The sequence below is a fragment of the Actinoallomurus sp. NBC_01490 genome, assembly GCF_036227085.1.
Lineage (GTDB): Bacteria > Actinomycetota > Actinomycetes > Streptosporangiales > Streptosporangiaceae > Actinoallomurus > Actinoallomurus oryzae.
Window position 1 is genome coordinate 5476235 of the sequence record NZ_CP109433.1, and the last position, 18447, is coordinate 5494681.

At 71.9% G+C, this 18447-nt stretch carries 15 protein-coding genes and 1 tRNA gene; 11 read left to right on the plus strand and 5 right to left on the minus strand.

Going from position 1 to position 18447, the window contains the following annotated elements:
- Positions 1–2 precede the first annotated feature (2 nt).
- Positions 3–1130 (plus strand): DUF58 domain-containing protein, encoded by a 1128-nt coding sequence (locus tag OG417_RS25575; RefSeq protein ID WP_329261050.1) that lies wholly within the window; start codon positions 3–5, stop codon positions 1128–1130.
- Positions 1127–3643, plus strand: coding sequence for a DUF3488 and transglutaminase-like domain-containing protein (locus tag OG417_RS25580; protein ID WP_329261053.1), 2517 nt, complete (start codon positions 1127–1129; stop codon positions 3641–3643). The genes OG417_RS25575 and OG417_RS25580 overlap by 4 nt, the downstream gene beginning before the upstream one ends.
- A gap of 152 nt (positions 3644–3795) precedes the next feature.
- Here the strand turns inward: OG417_RS25580 and OG417_RS25585 are convergent, their stop codons facing one another.
- A complete protein-coding gene (locus OG417_RS25585) occupies positions 3796–5466 on the minus strand; it encodes a serine/threonine-protein kinase (RefSeq protein WP_329261056.1) in 1671 nt (556 codons plus the stop codon).
- A gap of 140 nt (positions 5467–5606) precedes the next feature.
- Here OG417_RS25585 and OG417_RS25590 point away from each other — a divergent pair, with 140 nt between their 5' ends.
- The 3 genes from OG417_RS25590 to OG417_RS25600 are packed head-to-tail and all read left to right on the plus strand — an operon-like array spanning position 5607 to position 9156.
- Positions 5607–7334, plus strand: coding sequence for a carboxyl transferase domain-containing protein (locus OG417_RS25590; protein ID WP_329261059.1), 1728 nt, complete (start codon positions 5607–5609; stop codon positions 7332–7334).
- 17 nt (positions 7335–7351) lie between these two features.
- Entirely contained in the window at positions 7352–8326 is a 975-nt protein-coding gene (locus tag OG417_RS25595) for an anthranilate synthase component I family protein (RefSeq protein WP_329261062.1), read from the plus strand.
- Positions 8323–9156, plus strand: a complete 834-nt coding sequence (locus tag OG417_RS25600; RefSeq protein WP_329261064.1) for an aminotransferase class IV — start codon at positions 8323–8325, stop codon at positions 9154–9156. Before OG417_RS25595 ends, OG417_RS25600 begins: the two co-directional genes overlap by 4 nt.
- Positions 9157–9288: 132 nt before the next feature.
- On the opposite strand, the gene OG417_RS25605 is transcribed toward OG417_RS25600, so the two are convergent.
- Positions 9289–9708, minus strand: coding sequence for an SsgA family sporulation/cell division regulator (locus OG417_RS25605; protein WP_285581039.1), 420 nt, complete (start codon positions 9706–9708; stop codon positions 9289–9291).
- Positions 9709–9907: 199 nt separating this feature from the next.
- Here OG417_RS25605 and OG417_RS25610 point away from each other — a divergent pair, with 199 nt between their 5' ends.
- The 3 genes from OG417_RS25610 (at position 9908) to OG417_RS25620 (ending at position 11732) form a co-directional block, all read left to right on the plus strand.
- Entirely contained in the window at positions 9908–10279 is a 372-nt protein-coding gene (locus tag OG417_RS25610) for a TIGR02611 family protein (RefSeq protein WP_329261067.1), read from the plus strand.
- 78 nt (positions 10280–10357) lie between these two features.
- Positions 10358–10429, plus strand: a tRNA-Val gene (locus OG417_RS25615).
- Positions 10430–10511: 82 nt separating this feature from the next.
- A complete protein-coding gene (locus OG417_RS25620) occupies positions 10512–11732 on the plus strand; it encodes an IS30 family transposase (RefSeq protein WP_329261070.1) in 1221 nt (406 codons plus the stop codon).
- Between the two features lie 266 nt (positions 11733–11998).
- On the opposite strand, the gene OG417_RS25625 is transcribed toward OG417_RS25620, so the two are convergent.
- Positions 11999–12970, minus strand: a complete 972-nt coding sequence (locus tag OG417_RS25625; protein WP_329261075.1) for a GlxA family transcriptional regulator — start codon at positions 12968–12970, stop codon at positions 11999–12001.
- A 90-nt stretch (positions 12971–13060) separates the two neighbouring features.
- Here OG417_RS25625 and OG417_RS25630 point away from each other — a divergent pair, with 90 nt between their 5' ends.
- A complete protein-coding gene (locus OG417_RS25630; protein ID WP_329261078.1) occupies positions 13061–13879 on the plus strand; it encodes a dienelactone hydrolase family protein in 819 nt (272 codons plus the stop codon).
- A gap of 492 nt (positions 13880–14371) precedes the next feature.
- Here OG417_RS25630 and OG417_RS25635 read toward each other — a convergent pair whose 3' ends face one another.
- The gene (locus tag OG417_RS25635) at positions 14372–16126 is read right to left on the minus strand and encodes a sensor histidine kinase (RefSeq protein ID WP_329261081.1); all 1755 of its coding nucleotides are present in this window, start codon (positions 16124–16126) and stop codon (positions 14372–14374) included.
- Positions 16123–16518 carry a hypothetical protein gene (locus tag OG417_RS25640; protein WP_329261084.1) on the minus strand — a complete coding sequence of 132 codons (396 nt, stop codon included), beginning with the start codon at positions 16516–16518 and terminating at the stop codon, positions 16123–16125. The genes OG417_RS25635 and OG417_RS25640 overlap by 4 nt, the downstream gene beginning before the upstream one ends.
- Between OG417_RS25640 and OG417_RS54430 the strand changes: the two genes are divergently transcribed.
- Positions 16426–16629: a hypothetical protein gene (locus tag OG417_RS54430; protein ID WP_442875729.1), complete on the plus strand. Its 204-nt coding sequence runs from the start codon at positions 16426–16428 to the stop codon at positions 16627–16629. The genes OG417_RS25640 and OG417_RS54430 overlap by 93 nt on opposite strands.
- A complete protein-coding gene (locus tag OG417_RS25645; protein ID WP_329261087.1) occupies positions 16580–18328 on the plus strand; it encodes a sensor histidine kinase in 1749 nt (582 codons plus the stop codon). Before OG417_RS54430 ends, OG417_RS25645 begins: the two co-directional genes overlap by 50 nt.
- Positions 18329–18447: the final 119 nt, after the last annotated feature.

The window sequence follows — 18447 nt, forward strand, 5'->3', positions numbered from 1 at the left end:
CCGTGCTGACGCGGCTCGGCTGGGGGATCGCCGTGCTCTCGGTGCTGCTGTACGCCGCCGGGGCCTGGCTCGGGTACGCCGAACCGGTCGTGCTGGCCACCGGCGGCCTGGTGGCCGTCGTCACGGCCGTGCTGTGGACGCTGCCCCGGCCGCGGCTCGACGTCCGGCGGGAGATCACGCCGGACCGGGTGGCGCGCGGCGAGGCGGCCGGCGGCGTCCTGCACGTCACCAACACCGGGCGGCTCCGGCGCGCCGGGATGCGCGCGCACGACGCGTGCGGCGCTGACGCCATCGACGTGGAGCTGCCCGGCCTGCGGCCGGACCGTCCCGAGACGGTGACGTACGCGCTGCCCACGGACCGGCGGGGAGAGATCCCCGTCGGCCCGCTGCGCCTCGTTCGCGCGGACCCGTTCGGCCTGGCGCGGCGCGTGCGGGAGTACGGCGACGTCCAGAAGCTTCTCGTACGCCCCCGTACGGTCGGGCTTCCGCTGATGCCCTCCGGCCGCAACCACCACCTCGAAGGCCCGACGACCGACACGGCCCCGGCGGGCACGGTCACCTTCCACGCGCTGCGCGAGTACGTCGTGGGCGACGACCTGCGGTACATCCACTGGCGGTCCAGCGCGCGGACGGGCACTCTCATGGTCCGCCAGCTCGTGGACGCGAGCCTGCCCCAGACGACCATCGTGATCGACACGAACGAGAACGCCTATCCCGACCAGGACGACTTCGAGCTGGCCGTCGACGCCGCCGCGTCGGTCGCGGCCGGCGCCTCCGCGGCGAACTTCCCCGTACGGGTCCTGACCGGCGACGGGACTCTCGTCGAGACGCGCGGCGGACCGCACGACATCGAGCTGATCCTGGACCGGCTGGCCGTGCTCCAGGCGCACGACGTGCCGCACGAGGCGCTCGACGTCGCCCGCCGGGTACGCGCGGGCGGGTCGCTCGTGGTCCTCACCGGCGCGCGGGGGGACATCACGCGAGCGGGCACACTGCGGCGCCGGTTCGACCGGGTCGTGTGCGTGCGGATCCGCCCGGAGGCCCCTGGACCCGGCCTGCCGGGCATCGCGCTGATCGAGATGGCGAACCTGGACGAGCTGCGCGCGGCATGGGCGGGAGCCGTTCGATGACCACACCGGACGACGTGCCGCCGCCCCCGGCCCGCGGCCCCGTGGACGAGCCCCGTCCCGCGCCGGGTCCGGCGACCGGCCCTCGCGCCGGCGACCGATTCGGAGCCGAGGCTCCGCGCCACGCGGGAGCGCCGTACGACCCGGAAACCGCCCATGACCTCGGCACGGCCCAGGGTCCGCGCATCGACCAGGGTCTGATCACCAATCAGGGCCCGGGCACCGATCAGGGACTGATCACCGACCAGGGTGCAAGCGCCGTCCATGCGGCCCAGGGCCCGGGCGCCGCCGAGCCATCCGCCGGGAACGGCCCGGACCGCCCCGCCGTGAAGCCCTCGCCCGTACGTCGGACTCCGGCTCCCCGGCCCGTCTCCGCCGTACGCCTGGGTCTCGCGCTCGTCGTCACCGCGGCGCTGGCGGCGGCGGCCGGACTCGGCTTCCAGCGCGTCTTCGCCCTTCGCGACATCGCGCCGGTCGTCGCGGTCGCCGCCGTCGTTCCCGTGCTCCTGTCGGCGCTGGTCTCCTGGCCCCGGCGCCGCAGCTGGCCCCTCTGGATCGCGATCCTGCTGACCGTGGGCGGCTGGGTGCTCGTCGCCGGTCTCGTCCTCTTCCACGGCGACTTCGGGGTGATCGGCGGGTCCCTGCGCGACTCCTGGAAGGCCATCCTCACCACGCTCATGCCCGCCCCGGGCCGCCCGGAGCTGCTCGTGCTGCCGCAGGTGCTCACCTGGTTCGCGGCGGCCACCGGGGCCGAGACGGTGCTGCGCTCGAGGACGAAGGCCGTTCCGGCGCTGCCGTCCGTGGCCGTTTTCGGGGTCGCGCTCCTGCTCGGTGTGGGCGGCCCCCGCTCGAACCTGCCGGTGGCGGCGGCACTGGTCGGCCTCGCCGCCGTGCTCATCCTCGTCCGCGGCGAGGGCCGGGCCGGCCGCGCGCCCGCCGGAGTCGCCGCGGCGGTCGCGCTCGGCCTGGTCGCGATGCTCGCCGGGCCCCTGCTGCCCGTCGCCGGCACGCCGTACGACCCGCGTCAGTCCGTCAAGGCGCCGCCGCCGGAAAAGCGCGACAGCGTCAGCCCCCTCGACCGGGTCTCGGCGTGGCTGCAGACACCGGACCAGCCGATGTTCACCGTGCACACCACCGCGCCGGAGAACTGGCGGCTCGCCGTGCTCGACCGGTTCGACGGCGTGAACTGGATCTCCGGGGGGAACTTCGTCGCGGCCGGCAACCGGATTCCGGCGCCGGCGCATGTGACCGAGCACCGGCACGGCACCCGTGTCGACCAGCGTTTCCGAATCCAGGACCTGCCCGGCGTGTGGGTGCCGGCCGCCGACCGGCCCACGACCGTCACGGGCCTGGGCGTCACGGTCGACCCCGAGAGCGGCGTGCTCACCACCGTCCGGCCGCTGCGCACCGGCCAGACGTACTCGGTGCGGTCGACGGCGCGCGACTACGACGCGGACGAGCTCGCCGACGCGGAGCCGGCCCGCGACCCCGAGGCGCTGGCCGCGACGGCCCTGCCCGAGTCGCCCGGCACGACCGCCGCGAACGCCCAGGTGCCCGCCTTCCACAAGCTCGCCGAACAGATCACCGCCGGCCAGAGCACGGGCTTCCTGCGTGCGGCCAAGCTCGCCGACTACCTGCAGAAGGCGGCCACATACGACGTGTCCGGCCTGCCCGGCCACACCTACGCGCAGCTCGACTACTTCCTCACCCGGTCCAAGCGCGGCACGTCGGAGCAGTTCGCCACCGCGTACGCCGTGCTGGCCCGCTCGCTCGGCCTGCCCACACGTGTGGTCGTCGGTTTCCGGCCGGGCATCGGCGGCGACGGTGAGTTCCAGGTGCGCTCGGGCGACGTGCTGGTCTGGCCCGAGGTGGACTTCACCGGGCTGGGCTGGGTGCCGTTCTACCCGACGCCCGAACAACGGGGCCGCTCGCAGAAGTCCGGCTCGGTGCCGGCGGGGAGCGCCCAGCAGAAGCTGGAGCAGGCGCAGAAGAACGCCGCGGCCAAGAACAAGGGCAACGGCGGCTCCACGCAGCCCAAGCAGCCGACCCCGCCGCCCGCCCCCAAGAAGACGCCGCACAAGGCGACTCCCTGGTGGGTGTACGCGGCGGCCGCCGCCCCGCTCATCCCCATCGCGTACCTGGTGGCCGTGCTCGTCCTGCCGATGCTGCGCCGCCGCCGCAGACGCACGGCTGACACGCCGGCCGAGCGGATCGCCGGAGCGTGGGAGCAGACCGTCGAGACGCTGCACGCCGTCGGGCTCCCGCGGGCGACCGCGCTGACCGCGCACGAGGTGGCCGGGTTCGGCGGGCGTACCGTCGCCGGCACCGAACGCCACCTGCGCCCGCTCGCGGACCTGGTCAACCGCGCGGAGTACGCGGAGCGACCGCCGGATCCGGCCGCCGCCGAGGCCGCGTGGCGGCACACGGACCAGATCGGCCGGCTCGTCGCCCGCGCGGCGAGCCCGGTGCGCCGCGCGGGCCGCCGCCTGCACCCGCGCAAGCTGCGAGCGCGCTGACCTCTGGGGCCATCGAAGCGGCGCCGAGGACGCCGCGTCGTCCGGCGGCCTGAGTCGTCGCGTGAGCCCCGCCGCCTGCACCCCTGCAAGCTGCGAGCGCGCTGACGCCCGGGGTCATCGAAGCGGCGCCGAGGACGCCGCGTCGCGGGGACCTATCCGGCGTGCGCGCCGCGGATGCAGGCCGGTTTCGACCAGGCGATCGTGGCGGACTGGCCGTCGCTCTGGCCCATGGCGACCATCGCGCCCACGACGAAGCAGTAGCCCTTCGCCGGGTCGAGGCCGCTGATGGTGGTGCTGAGCGTACGCGGTGGAAGGGCCTGGGGGGCCTCCGAGCCCGCCTGGTCGGCCTGCTGCACCCAGATCGGGTAGTTGTTGTCCTTCGTCAGCTTCCAGCGCAGGCTGACGAGCTGGCCTCGGCCGACCGCGCGGACCGCGCGCGGCGTCGCGGCGCGGAGGACGGCCGTCGGGACCGCGGGAGTCGTGTTCGGCGCGGACGGAGTCGTCGGGGCCGCCTGCGTCGGGGTCGGCTTCGGCGGGGGCGGCTTGTCGTCGCCGCCGAACACCAGCACACCGGTGACGCCGGCGCCCGTACCCACGACCACCACCGCCAGCACGCCGGCGATGAGGCCGCCGCGCCCCTTCAGACCACCGGCCCGGGGCGGGCCGCCGGCCTCCTGGAGCATGCGGGGCGTCGGCGTGTGCGCCGGGGGAGAGGTCGTCTGCGGTGGCCCCGGCTGGGGCGCCCACGCCTGCGTCTGCGGCTGCGCCTGGGACGGTGTCTGGGCCTGGGTGGGCGGCGACGGTGCCGTCGGCGGCTTCGGCGGCGGCCCGGTGTCGGGCCCCGTCCGGTGCGGGGCGGCGTCGGGGTGGGCGGCCGGCACGTGCGGCTCGAACGAGCGCACCAGCATGTCGAACCCGGGCCCGGTGAACCCGGAGTGGTCGACCTCCGGCGAGGACGTGCTCGCACTGGACACCGCGCCACTGCTCGCCAGCTCGGTCACCGGCAGCCGCAGCTCCATCTGCAGATGCTGCAGCCGCGTGGCGAACGCCACCGCGCTCGGGAAGCGGTCGCGGGGCGACTTGGCCATGGCCTTGGCGATGACCTCGAAGACCTGGGGCGGCACGTCGGCGCGTTCGATCGGCGGCGGCGGCTCGTTGAGGATGCGCATCATCAGCGGGCCGATGCCCGAGCCGGAGCCGGCGCGGAAGGCCGGCCGGCCCGCCAGCAGCTGGTACATCGACGAGGCCAGTGCGTAGATGTCGGAGGTCACGCCCGGCGGCTGCCCGTTGACCACCTCCGGCGCGGCGTGGTGCGGCGTGAACGCGTTGGTGTGCGTGGCCTCGGAGGAGTCCACCAGCCGCGCGACGCCGAAGTCGGCCAGCGCCGGCTCGCCGTAGCGGGAGACGAGGATGTTCTGCGGCTTGACGTCGCGGTGCAGCACCTCGGCCTCGTGCGTGGCGGCGAGCGCACCGGCGATCTTCACCCCGATGCGCAGGACGTCCTGCAACGGCAGCGGGCCCTCGCGCGAGAGCCGGTCGCGCAGCGAGCCGTGCTCGAAGTAGTCCATCGAGATGTACGGCTTGCCGGTGCTCGTCATGCCGGTGTCGAGGACCGTGACGACGTTCGGGTGGCCGGTGAGACGCCCGGTGATCTGGCATTCGCGTTCGAACCGGCGCATCGTGTCGTCGTCCACGGCATCGACCGACAGCACCTTCAGCGCGACGATGCGGTCGAGGCGCTCCTGGTGAGCCCGGTAGACGACGCTGAAGCCGCCTTCCCCCGCCCGCTCGAGGATGCGGTAGCCGGGGACCTCGTCGATCATGCGGTCCCTTCTTCGTCGATCACGGGCATGACAGGCAACGGGGGGTGTGTCGTGTTGATGGTAGTACGTGTCCCTGACAACGGAGAGAGGTTGCAGGCATGGACACGACCCCCGTCATCGCGCCCGTTCAAGGCATTGTCGTGAGTATCGACGTGACCCCCGGCCAATCCGTTCCCGCCGGGACCCCGTTGGTCGTGCTCGAGTCGATGAAGATGGAGTACGTCGTGGTCGCGCCGGTCGCCGGTGTCGTACGCGAGGTCGCGGCCGTCGCCGGCGCGCTCGTCGGCGAGGACGAGACGCTGGTCGCCATCGAGGAGGGCGACGTCGAGGCGGAGGCCGCGCCGGCCGAGGCCACGGCGGGGGAGCGGCCCGACCTGGCGGAGGTGCGCCGGCGCCACGAGATCGGCCTGGACGCCGCGCGCCCGGAGGCCGTACGGCGCCGGCGCGCGACCGGGCACCGTACGGCACGGGAGAACGTCGCGGACCTGTGCGAGACGTTCACCGAGTACGGCGCGCTGGCCGTCGCCGCGCAGCGGGCGCGCCGGCCCCTGGAGGAGCTGATCGAGAAGACCCCCGCGGACGGCCTGGTCGCCGGGGTCGGGGACGTGAACGGCCGTCCCGCGGTCGTGCTCGCCTACGACTACACGGTCCTGGCGGGCACGCAGGGCGCGACGAACCACTACAAGAAGGACCGGATGCTCGAGCTCGCCGAGCGCCGGCGGCTGCCCGTCGTCCTGTTCGCCGAGGGCGGCGGCGGGCGGCCCGGCGACACCGACACCGCCTCCGTCTCGGGCCTGGACACCATGGCGTTCCACCTGTTCGCGCGCCTCAGCGGCCAGGTGCCGCTGATCGGCATCGCCTCGGGGCGGTGCTTCGCCGGGAACGCCGCGCTGCTCGGCTGCTGCGACGTCGTGATCGCCACCGAGGACGCCAACATCGGGATGGGCGGCCCGGCGATGATCGAGGGTGGTGGGCTGGGCGTGTTCGCGCCGGAGGAGATCGGCCCGATGGCGGTCCAGGTGCCGAACGGCGTCGTGGACGTCCCGGTCGCCGACGAGGCCGAGGCCGTACGTGTCGCCCGGCGGTACCTGGCCTACTTCCAGGGACCGGCCGGCACCTGGGAGGCCGCCGGGCAGGAGGCGCTGCGCGGCCTCGTCCCGCTGGACCGCAAGCGCGTCTACGGCGTCCGCATGGTGATCGAGACGCTCGCCGACACCGGCTCGGTGCTGGAGCTGCGGGCGGCGTACGGGCCCGGGATCGTCACCGCCCTCGCCCGGATCGAGGGCGTGCCGGTCGGCGTGATCGCCAACAGCCCCGCCCATCTCGGCGGCGCGATCGACGCCGACGGCGCGGACAAGGCCTCCCGGTTCATGAAGCTGTGCGACGCGTTCGGCCTGCCGCTGGTGTCGCTGTGCGACACACCGGGGTTCATGGTCGGCCCGGAGGCCGAGAAGACCGCCACCGTGCGGCACTTCGCCCGCATGTTCGTCACCGGCGCGAACCTCGGCGTCCCGCTCGTCATGGTCATCCTGCGCAAGGCGTACGGGCTCGGGGCGCAGGCCATGGCCGGCGGCAGCCTCAAGGTGCCGGTCGCGACCGTGGCCTGGCCGACCGGCGAGCTCGGGGGCATGGGCCTGGAGGGCGCCGTGCGCCTGGGGTACCGCCGGGAACTGGCCGCGGCCGAGGACCCCGACGCCCTGTTCGACGAACTCGTCGCCCGTGCGTACGAGCGGGGTAAGGCCCTGTCCGCCGCGACGGTCTATGAGATCGACGACGTGATCGACCCGGCCGAGACCCGCCGCTGGATCGGCACCGCGCTGCGCTCGGCGCCGCGCCGCGAACGCCGGATCCCGCTCGACACCTGGTGACTCGGCAGACTGGTGTCATGTTCGCCCATGCCGGGGGGTTGCTGGCCACCGAGCTGACCGATGTGACCGATGATCTGGCCGCCCTCGACTCATCGGGGTACTGGGCCGTCGTCGTCACCTATGAGGGCCAGGTCACCTGCGCGCGGTTCGGCACCGTACGGCGGGCGCCGCTCCCGTACGCGCCCTGGCAGGGGCCGCCGCGCGAGTCGTGGACCAGCTCGCTCGGCCGGGACGCCTACGTCGCCGGGGTGGAGACGATCCGCGCGGCGATCGCGGAGGGCACGGTCTACCAGGCCAACCTGTGCCGCGTGCTGTCCGCCCCGCTGCCGGAGGACGACCTCGTCGGCCTGGGCCACGCCCTCGCCCGCGGCAACCCGTCCCCGTACGGCGCGGTCATGCGCTTGCCGGGGCTCCAGATCGCCTCCGCCTCGCCGGAGCTTTACCTGTCCCGCGCGGGCGACGTGGTCGAGTCGCGCCCGATCAAGGGCACCGGCCGCACACCAGAGGACCTTCTGCCCAAGGACCGCGCCGAGAACGTCATGATCGTGGACCTGGTCCGCAACGATCTCGGCCGGGTGGTCGAACCAGGTTCGGTTTCGGTCCCCGCCCTGTGTGCGCTGGAGGAACATCCCGGTCTGGTGCACCTTGTCTCGACCGTACGGGGCCGGCTCCCGCCCGGAGCGGGCTGGCCGGAGCTGATCGCCGCGACCTTCCCGCCCGGATCGGTCACCGGCGCGCCGAAGTCCAGCGCCCTGACGCTCCTTAATGAGCTCGAACCGGTGGCCCGCGGCCCGTACTGTGGAGCCATCGGCTGGGTGGACGCGGACTCCCGGCGTGGTGCGCTCGCGGTCGGCATCCGTACGTTCTGGGCGACCGATGATCGGCTCAGGTTCGGCACCGGGGCGGGCATCACGTGGCACTCCGACCCCCGGCGCGAATGGCAGGAGACCGAGCTGAAGGCGGCTCGGCTATTGGAGGTAGCTTCACGATGAGTTCCGGTCCGGTATGGATCAACGGGGCGCTGCACGCCCCGGAGGACGCGCGAGTGTCCGTGTTCGACCACGGCATCCTCGTGGGTGACGGGGTCTTCGAGACGATCAAGGCCGTGCGCGGCCGGTCGTTCGCCCTCACCCGCCACCTGGACCGGCTCGCGGTCTCGGCCGCCGGGCTCGGCCTGCCCGAGCCGGACCTGGACGCCATCCGCCAGGGCACACTCGACGTCCTCGACGCCTCACCCAAGTGGGACCTCGCCCGCATCCGCATCACCTACACCAGCGGTGAGGGCCCGCTCGGCTCCGACCGCGGCACGACCGGCGCGACCGCGATCGTGGCCGTCGCGGAGCAGCGGCCGTTCCCGGCGACCGGCGACGTCTCGGTCGTGCCGTGGCCGCGCAACGAGCGGGGCGCCCTGTCCGGGCTGAAGACGACCTCCTACGGCGACAACGCCAAGGCCCTCGCGTACGCCCACGAGCACGGCGGCGCCGAGGCGATCTTCGGCAATCTCGCCGGGAACCTCTGCGAGGGCACCGGCTCCAACGTCTTCCTCGTCCGCGGCGGCCGGCTGATCACCCCGCCGCTGTCCTCCGGCTGCCTCGCCGGGATCACCCGCGCCCTCGTGCTCGAGTGGGTCGGCGGGGAGGAGACCGACGTGCCGCTGGCGGAGTTCGCCGAGGCCGAGGAGGCCTTCCTGACCTCCACCACCCGTGACGTGCAGCCGATCAGGGCGATCGACGGCACGGTCCTGCCGGCCGCGCCGGGGCCCGTCACCCGCAAGGCCATCGAGGTGTTCGCCGAGCGGGGTGCGGCCGACCTCGACCCGTGAGCCGGGTTCCGCTCGCGGCGCCGCAAGCGGGCGCCGCGGGCGGCGGCGCCGTAATGGTGCGTACGGCCCCGCGCCGTCGGGTGTGGGCCAGCGCTGGGAGGCGCTTGGCACGGGGCCGTACGGTCCTTGACGTCAGGAGTGCCAGAGCAGGTCGTCGAGTTCCGCCTCGATGTCGATGAAATCCGACTCCCGGCCCGCGGCCACGATCTCGTACGTACGGTTGAGAAAGTCGGTCAGGGGCGTGAGCGGAGCCTCGAAGTGGGCGGTACCAAAGGGTGACGAAAGAGACAGGTTCAGCGAGCGGTCGCGGACGTCGTCCGCCGGCCACACCTGAACGTCCCCGTCCCCGACCCGCCGCACCACACCAACGGTCAGCAACTCGCGAGCGAAGATCCACTCCACTGGATCGTCGTCACCGACGTGAAAAGCGACACGGATGGCATAGGGGTCGTCGGCGGCGTACTCCAGGGTCGCGAGCAGCGGGACCGTCGTGCGGTCGGGAACGACGAGCCGAAGGCCGACCTCGGCCGAGGCGGTGCTGCTGCTGTTCATCGGGCCATTCCTTCAGGCATCGGACCCGCATCGCGGGCTCTGGGTGAGGACGTCGCTCCCTCCAACGGGTGTCCCCTTCGGTCTCTGACCCGTAACTGCGAGAAGTCCTAAGAACATTCCGCCCCCCGAACACCTGAGCTGACCGGCCTCTCCCACCTGATACCCGCTCTGACCTGCGCGGAAGCGCTATGGTCGATGCGTGTCCGAGTACCTGACCCGCTGGCGCGAGCGCGTACGACGCAACGCTCTGTTGAACAACGCGTGGCGTGTCGCGGTGTTCACCGTGGGCATGGCGGTGCTGCTGGCGGGCATCGCGATGCTCGTCCTGCCGGGCCCGGGCTGGGCCGCGATCTTCGTCGGCTTCGCCATCCTGGCGACGGAGTTCGCCTGGGCCCGCGTCGCCCTGCTGTGGGCCAAGGACAAGGCCGTCAAGGCGAAGGACAAGGCCCTGGCCCCGGAGACCCGCAGAAGGAACCAGCTGATCGCCGTCGCCGGGGGAGTGGTGGTCGCCGCCGGCGTGATCTTCTACCTGGAGCGGTACGGCCTGAACGTGCCCTGGGCCGTGGGCTGATCGCGTCCACACCACCGGCGGCGCGCGAAGAGGTGCCGGAATGCGCTAATCTTTGCTGGCGACGGGGGAACCCGTCCGGGGCGATTAGCTCAGTGGGAGAGCGCTTCGTTCACACCGAAGAGGTCACTGGTTCGAACCCAGTATCGCCCACCCTGTTGGCCCGGGGGGACGACCCCCCGGAACCCCCCTTCGGTTCTAGGAGTCGTCGCAACGCCCTGTCTGAGGGGATGCGATGGGCTTCGAGATTCGTGCAGATCGCACACAGCGTGGGCCTAAGGCCTTGGTGCGTGAGCGGGAGGAATACTTCCGGCTTATGGATCAGGGCCTGAGTAGCAAGGAGGCTTGCCGGATCGTGGGCATCAACCCGCGGACCGGTAAGCGTTGGCGTAACGGGGTGAAGGCCACCGCCCATAACAAGGCCCGCCCGCCGATCAGCAGACCGTCCGCGCAGGCCGGTTGCTCGCGTTACCTGCGTGAGGAAGAGCGTGTGCACATCGCTGACCGGCTGGGTGAGGGAGTCTCGCTTCGCCTGATCGCGGCCGAGCTGGGCCGAAGCCCGTCCACCATCAGCCGTGAGGTGCGCCGGAACCGGCACCTGGCCAGCGGGCAGTACCGGCCGCACGCAGCCCAGGCCCGCGCGGATGCGCGCCGGCCCCGTCCCCGCCCGGGCAGACTCGCCACCAACGATGAACTGCGTGGTGTCGTCCAGGGCTGGCTGGAGATGAACTGGAGTCCGGAGCAGATCGCCGCCATGCTGCGTGAACGGTTCCCTGACCGGCCGGAGATGCGCGTGTGTCACGAGACCATCTACCAGGCCCTGTACGTCCAGGGCCGCGGTCAGCTACGCCGCGAGCTGATCAAGGCGCTGCGCACCGGCCGCACCTACCGCAAACCCCGCCGCCAGGCCCAGACCCGCCGCCCCCGCTATGCCACCGCGATGGTGATGATCAGCGACCGTCCCGCCGAGGCCGCCGATCGCGCCGTGCCCGGCCACTGGGAAGGCGACCTGATCATCGGCAAGAACCAGGCCTCCCAAATCGGCACGCTCGTCGAACGCGCCACCCGTTACCTCCTGCTGGTTCACCTGCCCACCGACCGCACGGCCGAGATCGTCCGCGACGCCCTGGCCGCAACGATGCAGACACTCCCCACCGAGCTGAAGCGATCGCTGACCTGGGACCAAGGCTCGGAGATGAGCCTGCACCAGGAGTTCTCCATCGCCGCTGACCTGCCCGTCTACTTCTGCGACCCGCACTCACCCTGGCAACGCGGCAGCAACGAAAACACCAACGGCCTGCTCCGCCAGTACTTCCCCAAAGGCACCGACCTGTCCATCCACACCCGCGAACACCTGGACGCCGTCGCCGCCGAACTCAACTCCCGACCACGCAAAACGCTCGGCTGGCAAACCCCAGCCGAGCGACTCGCTAAACTCCTCACCCCAGCCAGTTGACCACCGGTGTTGCGACAACCGGTTGAATCCGCCCCCCGATGTGGGGGGCTCCGCCCCCCACAGCCCCCCACGGGCTGGGGTCGGAGGTTACGCGGTGGCCGAGAAGGTCTACCGTCACCAGCTCAACTGGTGATCGTTAAGGCGGCCGAGACCGTGAACTCCATCTTCAAGACCAAGATTCGCAAGACCCCGGTCCCCGGTGACCGGCTGGCCTGACGGTCACCGGCTGAATTGACGGTTGGCCCGCGCACACCCTGCAGCGTCTGTCAGCCCGTCCGGCGCCGGAAGGCGGTGCGGTAGTCGCGTGGGCGTCGTCCGGTGTGCCGGGCGAAGAGGGCTGCGAAGGTGCCGGAGTCCCGGTAGCCGACCGTGGCGGCGATGGCGGCGACGGTGCCGTCCGTGGTCTCCAGGAGGTGGCGGGCGCGGCGGACGCGGGAGGTCTGCAGGTACTCCAGCGGGCTCTGTCCGGTCTCCTGCGCGAAGCGGCGCAGCAGCGTCCGGGTGCTGACGTTGAAGGTCTCCGACAGTGTGGTGAGGTCGTATCGGGCGGTGAGGTTCTGGTCGAGCCACCGCATGACCCTGCGGGAGAACTCGTTCCCCGGCTGCGGGAGAAGCCCGGCGTCGATGTAGGGGGCCTGGGACGATCGTGCGTCGTCGACGAGCGCCACCCGCGCGGTCCTCCGCGCCACGCCGGCGCCGCTATGGCGGCGGATCAGTTCCAGGGCGAAGTCGTACATGGCGCTGAAGGCCGCGGTCGTCGTCACTCCCGTGTCGGTGACGACCATCTGTTCGGGCCGGACGTCGGCGTCCGGGCAGCGCCGTGCCAGTTCGTGCGCGAAGAGCCACGCCGTCGTCGCCCGCCGCCGCTCGAGCAGGCCCGCTTCGGCCAGCAGGAACGCCCCGACGCAGATCGAGACGACGGCCTCGCCCGAGGCGGCGTGGGAGCGGATCGCCGCGATCTCGGGGGCCAGCGACGCCAGTTTCACGTCCACATCAAGGCCGGGCGCGAGTTCGAAGCCGGGCACGACCAGGACATCGACGTCGCGCAGCGGAGAAACGGCCAGCACGGCGCCACCGGATGCGGCGACGCGACGGCGGGGCGAGACGACCGACACCTTGTAGCCGTCGCGGTCCGGGCCGGCGATGTGCGCGGCCATCGTCAGGAGATCGGGGACGCCGAACACCTCGGACGCGAAGCACCCCGGATAGGCCAGCACCCCGACCCGCAACGCGCTCATATCGGCCTCCTCGTCCGTGGCGAGATTACCGTTATAAATGGCGATCCGGCCTATCCCGGTGCAAGGGGATGGCAGTCCAGGCTTGTCCCCATGAACGCAGCCAACGGGCGTCTTGACGACGCGATCACGGACTTCTCCCGTCGGCGGGTGGACGTTGACGGGGTGGTGAAGACGGTGTACGTCTCGGGGGCCGGACCTGGTGTCGTATTGATGCCGGAGATGCCCGGCATCAGCCCGGACGTCCTCCGGCTGGCGCGGTGGGTGCGGGACGCGGGGTTCACCGTGTACGTCCCGTCGCTGTTCGGCGTCGACGGGGCCTACCCCACGGCCGAGGACGGGGAGAAGGTCGTCCGCCGCGCGTGCGTCAGCGCCGAGTTCCGTGCGTTCGCGGGGGGCGGCACCAGCCCCGTCACCGCGTGGCTGCGCGGCCTCGCGCGGCAGGCGCACGGCGAGTGCGGCGGTCCGGGAGTCGGCGCGATCGGTCTGTGCTTCACCGGCAACTTCGCCCTGACCATGACGCTTGAGCCGTCCGTCATCGCGCCGGTGGTCAACCACCCGTCGCTGCCCCTGGACGACCCCGCGGGGCTTGAGCTCAGCGACGAGGACGCCCGCGCCGTCCAGGATCGCGTCGAGCGCGACGGGCTCACGGTCCTTGCCTACCGGTTCGACAACGACCGCTGGTGCACCGGCCAGCGCTTCGCCGCCTACCGGGCGCTGCTCGGCGACGCCTTCGACGGCCGCGTCCTACCGGGCGGCGCCGCCAACACCGACCCGCCCCCGTTCTTCCGTGACGTCGTCGGAACCCCCCACAGCGTCACCACCGCCCACCTGATCGACGAGGACGGCCACCCCACCGTGAAGGCAAGGGACGAGATCCTCGCCCACCTGACCGCCCGCCTGCACCCCTAGCTCGCCGCACGCTCGATCAGGTGGCGGTCCGGAGCAGGCGGTCCCTCCGAAGACGGGCCGCACGGCCGGCCGAGCAGGGGGTGCGGCCCAAGGGCCGCAGACATGGGATCGACGCGGCCCCGCCTTGGGGCATGCTGCGCGACCCAGCCCTCCCGAAGGTCGCCCCCGTCGGCTCGCCCGGATAGTGGAAGATCAGGCCGCGTGAAGATCACAGAGTTGGGCACGGGCCCGGAGGGGCGCTGGCCGGTTCCCGACTTGCACGGGGACCCCTCGCAGGGCCTCATGACGGGCCATCGCGGCCCGAAAGCTTCCAAACTGGGGCTGCAAGCAAGACAGTCGCCGGCTGAACCATTGGACGGCCCGCTGACCGATCAGGCATGCCTCCGGGGGACGGGTCTTGTCGCGAAGCGCCATGCGGGCCTCGTACCGCTGTTCCGATGCCTGTATTCACGGATGCCCGTGGGATGCCGCGGCGGCGAGCCGCCGGCGTTATCACGCGTCGGTGATTGGGATCTCGGCGAGTAGTGAGGTGCCGTCTCCTACCGGGCTCATGATCTGGAGTCTGCCGCCGAGTGCCTCGACACGGTCTGTGATGTTGAGGAGTCCTGATCCGCGGCGGGGATCGGCCCCTCCCTTCCCGTCGTCGCGGATGGAGAGCCAGATGCTGGCGTTCTTGACGCTGAGGTCGACGTGTACGACGGATGCGTCGGCGTGCTCGGCCGCGTTGGTCAGCGCCTCCGATACGACGTGGTAGGCGGTCACTTCGCTCCGCTCCGCCAGATGCCGGTCGGCGCACATGTTGAGCTCGACCGGGACGGCGCAGCAGCGTGCGAGCGCCTTGACCGCGGGTTGGAGGCCCTGCCGAGACAGAAGCGCCGGATGGAGGCCTCGGGCGATTTCCCGCAGATCTCCGACGGTTTCGTCCAGTGCTTGAGTCGTGTGGGACAGCCGTCCTTTGAGTTCTTCCAGCTCGGCCGGCACCGTGGCCTCCATGGCACGCAGTTCGAGCATCACCGCGACCAGATGCTGTTGGGCTCCGTCGTGCAGGTCGCGTTCGATGAGACGGCGGGTCGCGTCGGCCGCGGCGAGGACGCGAGCCCGGGAGGCTTGCAGCTTCGCTTGGCTATCGGCGTTCGCGATGGCGGTGGCCACCAGGTCGGTGAAGTCGAGCATGCGTTTCTCGGTGTCTTCGGGCAGCGGCTCGGACGTCGACCCGGCGACCACCGCGCCCCACAGGCGCCCGCCGACCGTGATGGGGCAGGCGACGGCAGAGTTGATCCCCAGATCGCGCAGCAAGGTGAGGAGCTCGCCGGCGTCGAGGGGGGCTTGGACGTCGTCCATGCGCCCCGGTGCCTTCGTCCGGGCCACTAGTTCCACGATGGTCCCCTTCAGCGGCCAGCGCGAGCCGAGAGGCACGACGCTCCAGCCGCCGACCAGGGTCATGGTGGCGTCGGGTTCGTGGCGGAACACTCCCGTATTCCGTACTCCCAGGACGTGCTCCACCTCGCGTGCGACCGCGTCGAAGATCTCGTCCGGGGGGGCACCGCGTGCGACGAGTGTCGCCAAGCGCCGCAACGCCGCCTGCTCGTCCGTGACCCGCTGGCGTTCCCGTGCCGCCTGCAGCAGTACCTCCAGGGAGGGCACCACTCGATCCCGCAGGCGCCGCAGCGTCGGCCTCGGCAGGCCGGCGGGGACGAGGAGTGAGCGCACCGGGACGCCCCGGTCATGCAACGGGAACGCCACGTGATTCTCGTCACCGCGGCTCGCGCCGCACCGGATCTCCGCGAACGGAAGCTTGAGGGCTCGCGCCAGACGCCGCGCGGCCTCCGGCTGCGCGGTCTTCACATCCGGCATGTGCAGCAGGATGCGGGACAGGTCGGCCTCCGCGCGTGCGTCGACCTCGACGGTCAGTGACCGGGCCAGCTTGTAGATCGAGCCGGCCAGCAGCGTACCGGCGAGGAAGCATGCGAGCACCGTCCAGGTCTCGGCCTTGTCGAGGGTCAAGCTCCCGGTCGGCGGGATGAGAAAGTAGTTGAAGGCGAGGGCGCTGACCGTCGCCGTCGCCAACCCGGGCCACAGACCCCATACGGCTGCGACCAGCACGATGCCCAGTAGATACACGATTCCCAGGGAACGCACTGGTGCGATCTGCTTGAGAAGATCGGCAAGAAGCGTCTCCGCCACGACGCACGAGATCGCTACCAAGATCCCCAGTGCGAGGGGCGGGAGTGTTCGGCGCCGAATCATCGCCAGTGGTCCCGCTCCACCAGCGTCATCCCGGCCGTTCCCGCAGCCTGGCCCGTCACCACAATCGCCTTCATCCCGCACCTCCCTGTATCCAGTCCTCGCCGCCACACTCTGTGTCCGATTATGTGGACGATATCGTCCATTTGTTCCGGTGTAGGGGTACCGGCCAGACGGGGGCGTACCACCACGACCGTCAGGCGCGCTGTGGCGCTCAGCCGCTGATGGCCGGCGGAGGCTTGCCGATCGATGTCGCGCCAGTCTATTTTGGACGCGATAGTCCAGTTGATTGACGCCGGCTTGTGGGCGACCAGGTTCTCACCGCGGAGAACCTCATCACCGGGTCTCTCGCTGACGATGACGTCGCCATCGGTGGATACCACATCGGGATCCACCGGCCGAGTGGAAGTGGGTGGCGGTGGGATTGCGGCCGCTCGACCACAGGAGGAGGGTTGCATGGGCTGGCGCCGGGGGTCGGGGGCCCTGTCGGCTACTCGGCCGAGTGACCGCAACGCCCGGGAGCGGGCGGCGTTGCGACGGGTGGCGACGCTGGTGGCCCGGGCGGCGGCTCCGGAGGAGGTGTTCGCCGCGATCGCCGAAGAAGCCGGGCGGCTGCTGGGCGCCGACCACGCGACGATGAGCCGGTACGGCCCCGACGGCGTCATAAGGATGGTCGCGGCATGGAACAGCACCGGCGCCGCCGTCCCCGTCGACACCCCGTGGAACATCGGCGGGCGAAACCTGCACACGCTCGTGTCCCAAACGGGCCGAGCGGCGCGGATCGACGACTACACCAACGCCACGGGCGAAAGCGCCGCCATCGCCCGCAAGATCGGCATCCGCGCGGCTGTCGGCGTACCGGTCACCGTGGAGGGACGCCTGTGGGGCGTCATGATCGTGGAATCTCGCGGCGAGCCGCTGCCGGCCGATATCGAGGCGCGACTGGCCGGGTTCACCGAGCTGGCCGCCACCGCGATCGCCAACGCGCAGGCACGGATGGAGCTGCGCGGGTTCGCCGAGGAGCAGGCGGCGCTGCGGCGGGTAGCGACGCTGGTGGCCCGGGCAACGGCGTCGCATGAGGTGCTCGCCGCGGTCGCCGAGGAGTCTGGGCGGCTGCTGGCCGCCCACCACACGACGATGATCCGGTACGACCCCAACGGCGCGAGCACGGTGGTCGCCGCGTGGCGCAGCACCGGCGGCGCCCTCCCCGTCGGCACCCGGGCGAGGCTCGGCGGGCAGAACGTGTCCACGCTGGTGTTCCAGACCGGCCGTCCCGCGCGAATCGACGACTTCGCCGATGCCTCGGGCCCCATCGCCGAGGCCGCCCGCGAGTCCGGCGTCCGCGCCGCCGTCGGCGTGCCGGTCAGCGTCGAGGGGCGGCTGTGGGGGGCTATCGTCGTGTGTTCCAGCCGGGCGCCGCTGCCGACTGGTAACGAGGGGCGGCTGGCCGGGTTCACCGAACTGGCCGCCACCACGATCGCCAACGCCGAAGCCCAGACGGCGCTGGCCGCCTCCCGCGCGAGGATCGTGGCCACCGCCGATGCCACCCGCCGCCGGATCGAGCGTGACCTGCACGATGGCGTCCAGCAGCGCCTTGTCTACCTCGCCCTGCAACTACGGGCCGCGCAGGAGGCCGCCTCCCCCGGGGCCGCTGAGCTGGCGCAGCGGCTGGAGGACGCGGTGACGGAGGTGACCGGCACGCTGGAGGAAGTGTGTGAGATCGCCCGAGGCCTGCATCCGGCGATGCTGGCCAAGCGCGGGCTGCGCCCGGCGCTGAAGGCGCTGACCCGCCGTTCGGCCGTCCCGGTCCGCCTGGATATCCAGGTGGTGGGGCGGCTGCCTGAGCAGATCGAGATCGCCGCCTACTACGTGGTCTCTGAGGCGCTGACCAACATCGCCAAGTACGCGCATGCCACCGCCGGCGACGTCCAGGTGGCCACTGGTGACGGTGTGCTGGAGGTGCGCGTCCGCGATGACGGCCGCGGGGGCGCCGACGCCACCGGCGGCTCGGGCCTGGTCGGGCTCAGGGACCGGGTTGAGGCGCTCGGCGGTCGACTCTGGCTGCACAGCCCGCCCGGCCGGGGCACCACCCTTCAGGCCCAGCTCCCGGTAGGCCAGGCACGCCCGCCCACGGTTGGTGATCCAGGCCTAGACGCCGCGCACAGCGCGCAAGCGGTGCCACTGCAACCGCACATGACGACATGATCAAGCGAGAAAGACTGAGAGTTCTGCTCGGTACCCGTTCTCGCCCTGCCCATGTCAGTTAGGGGCTTTCATCCCCTTGCGTCCCACTTCGGCCTGACACAGAGGGCGTCCTCGATCAC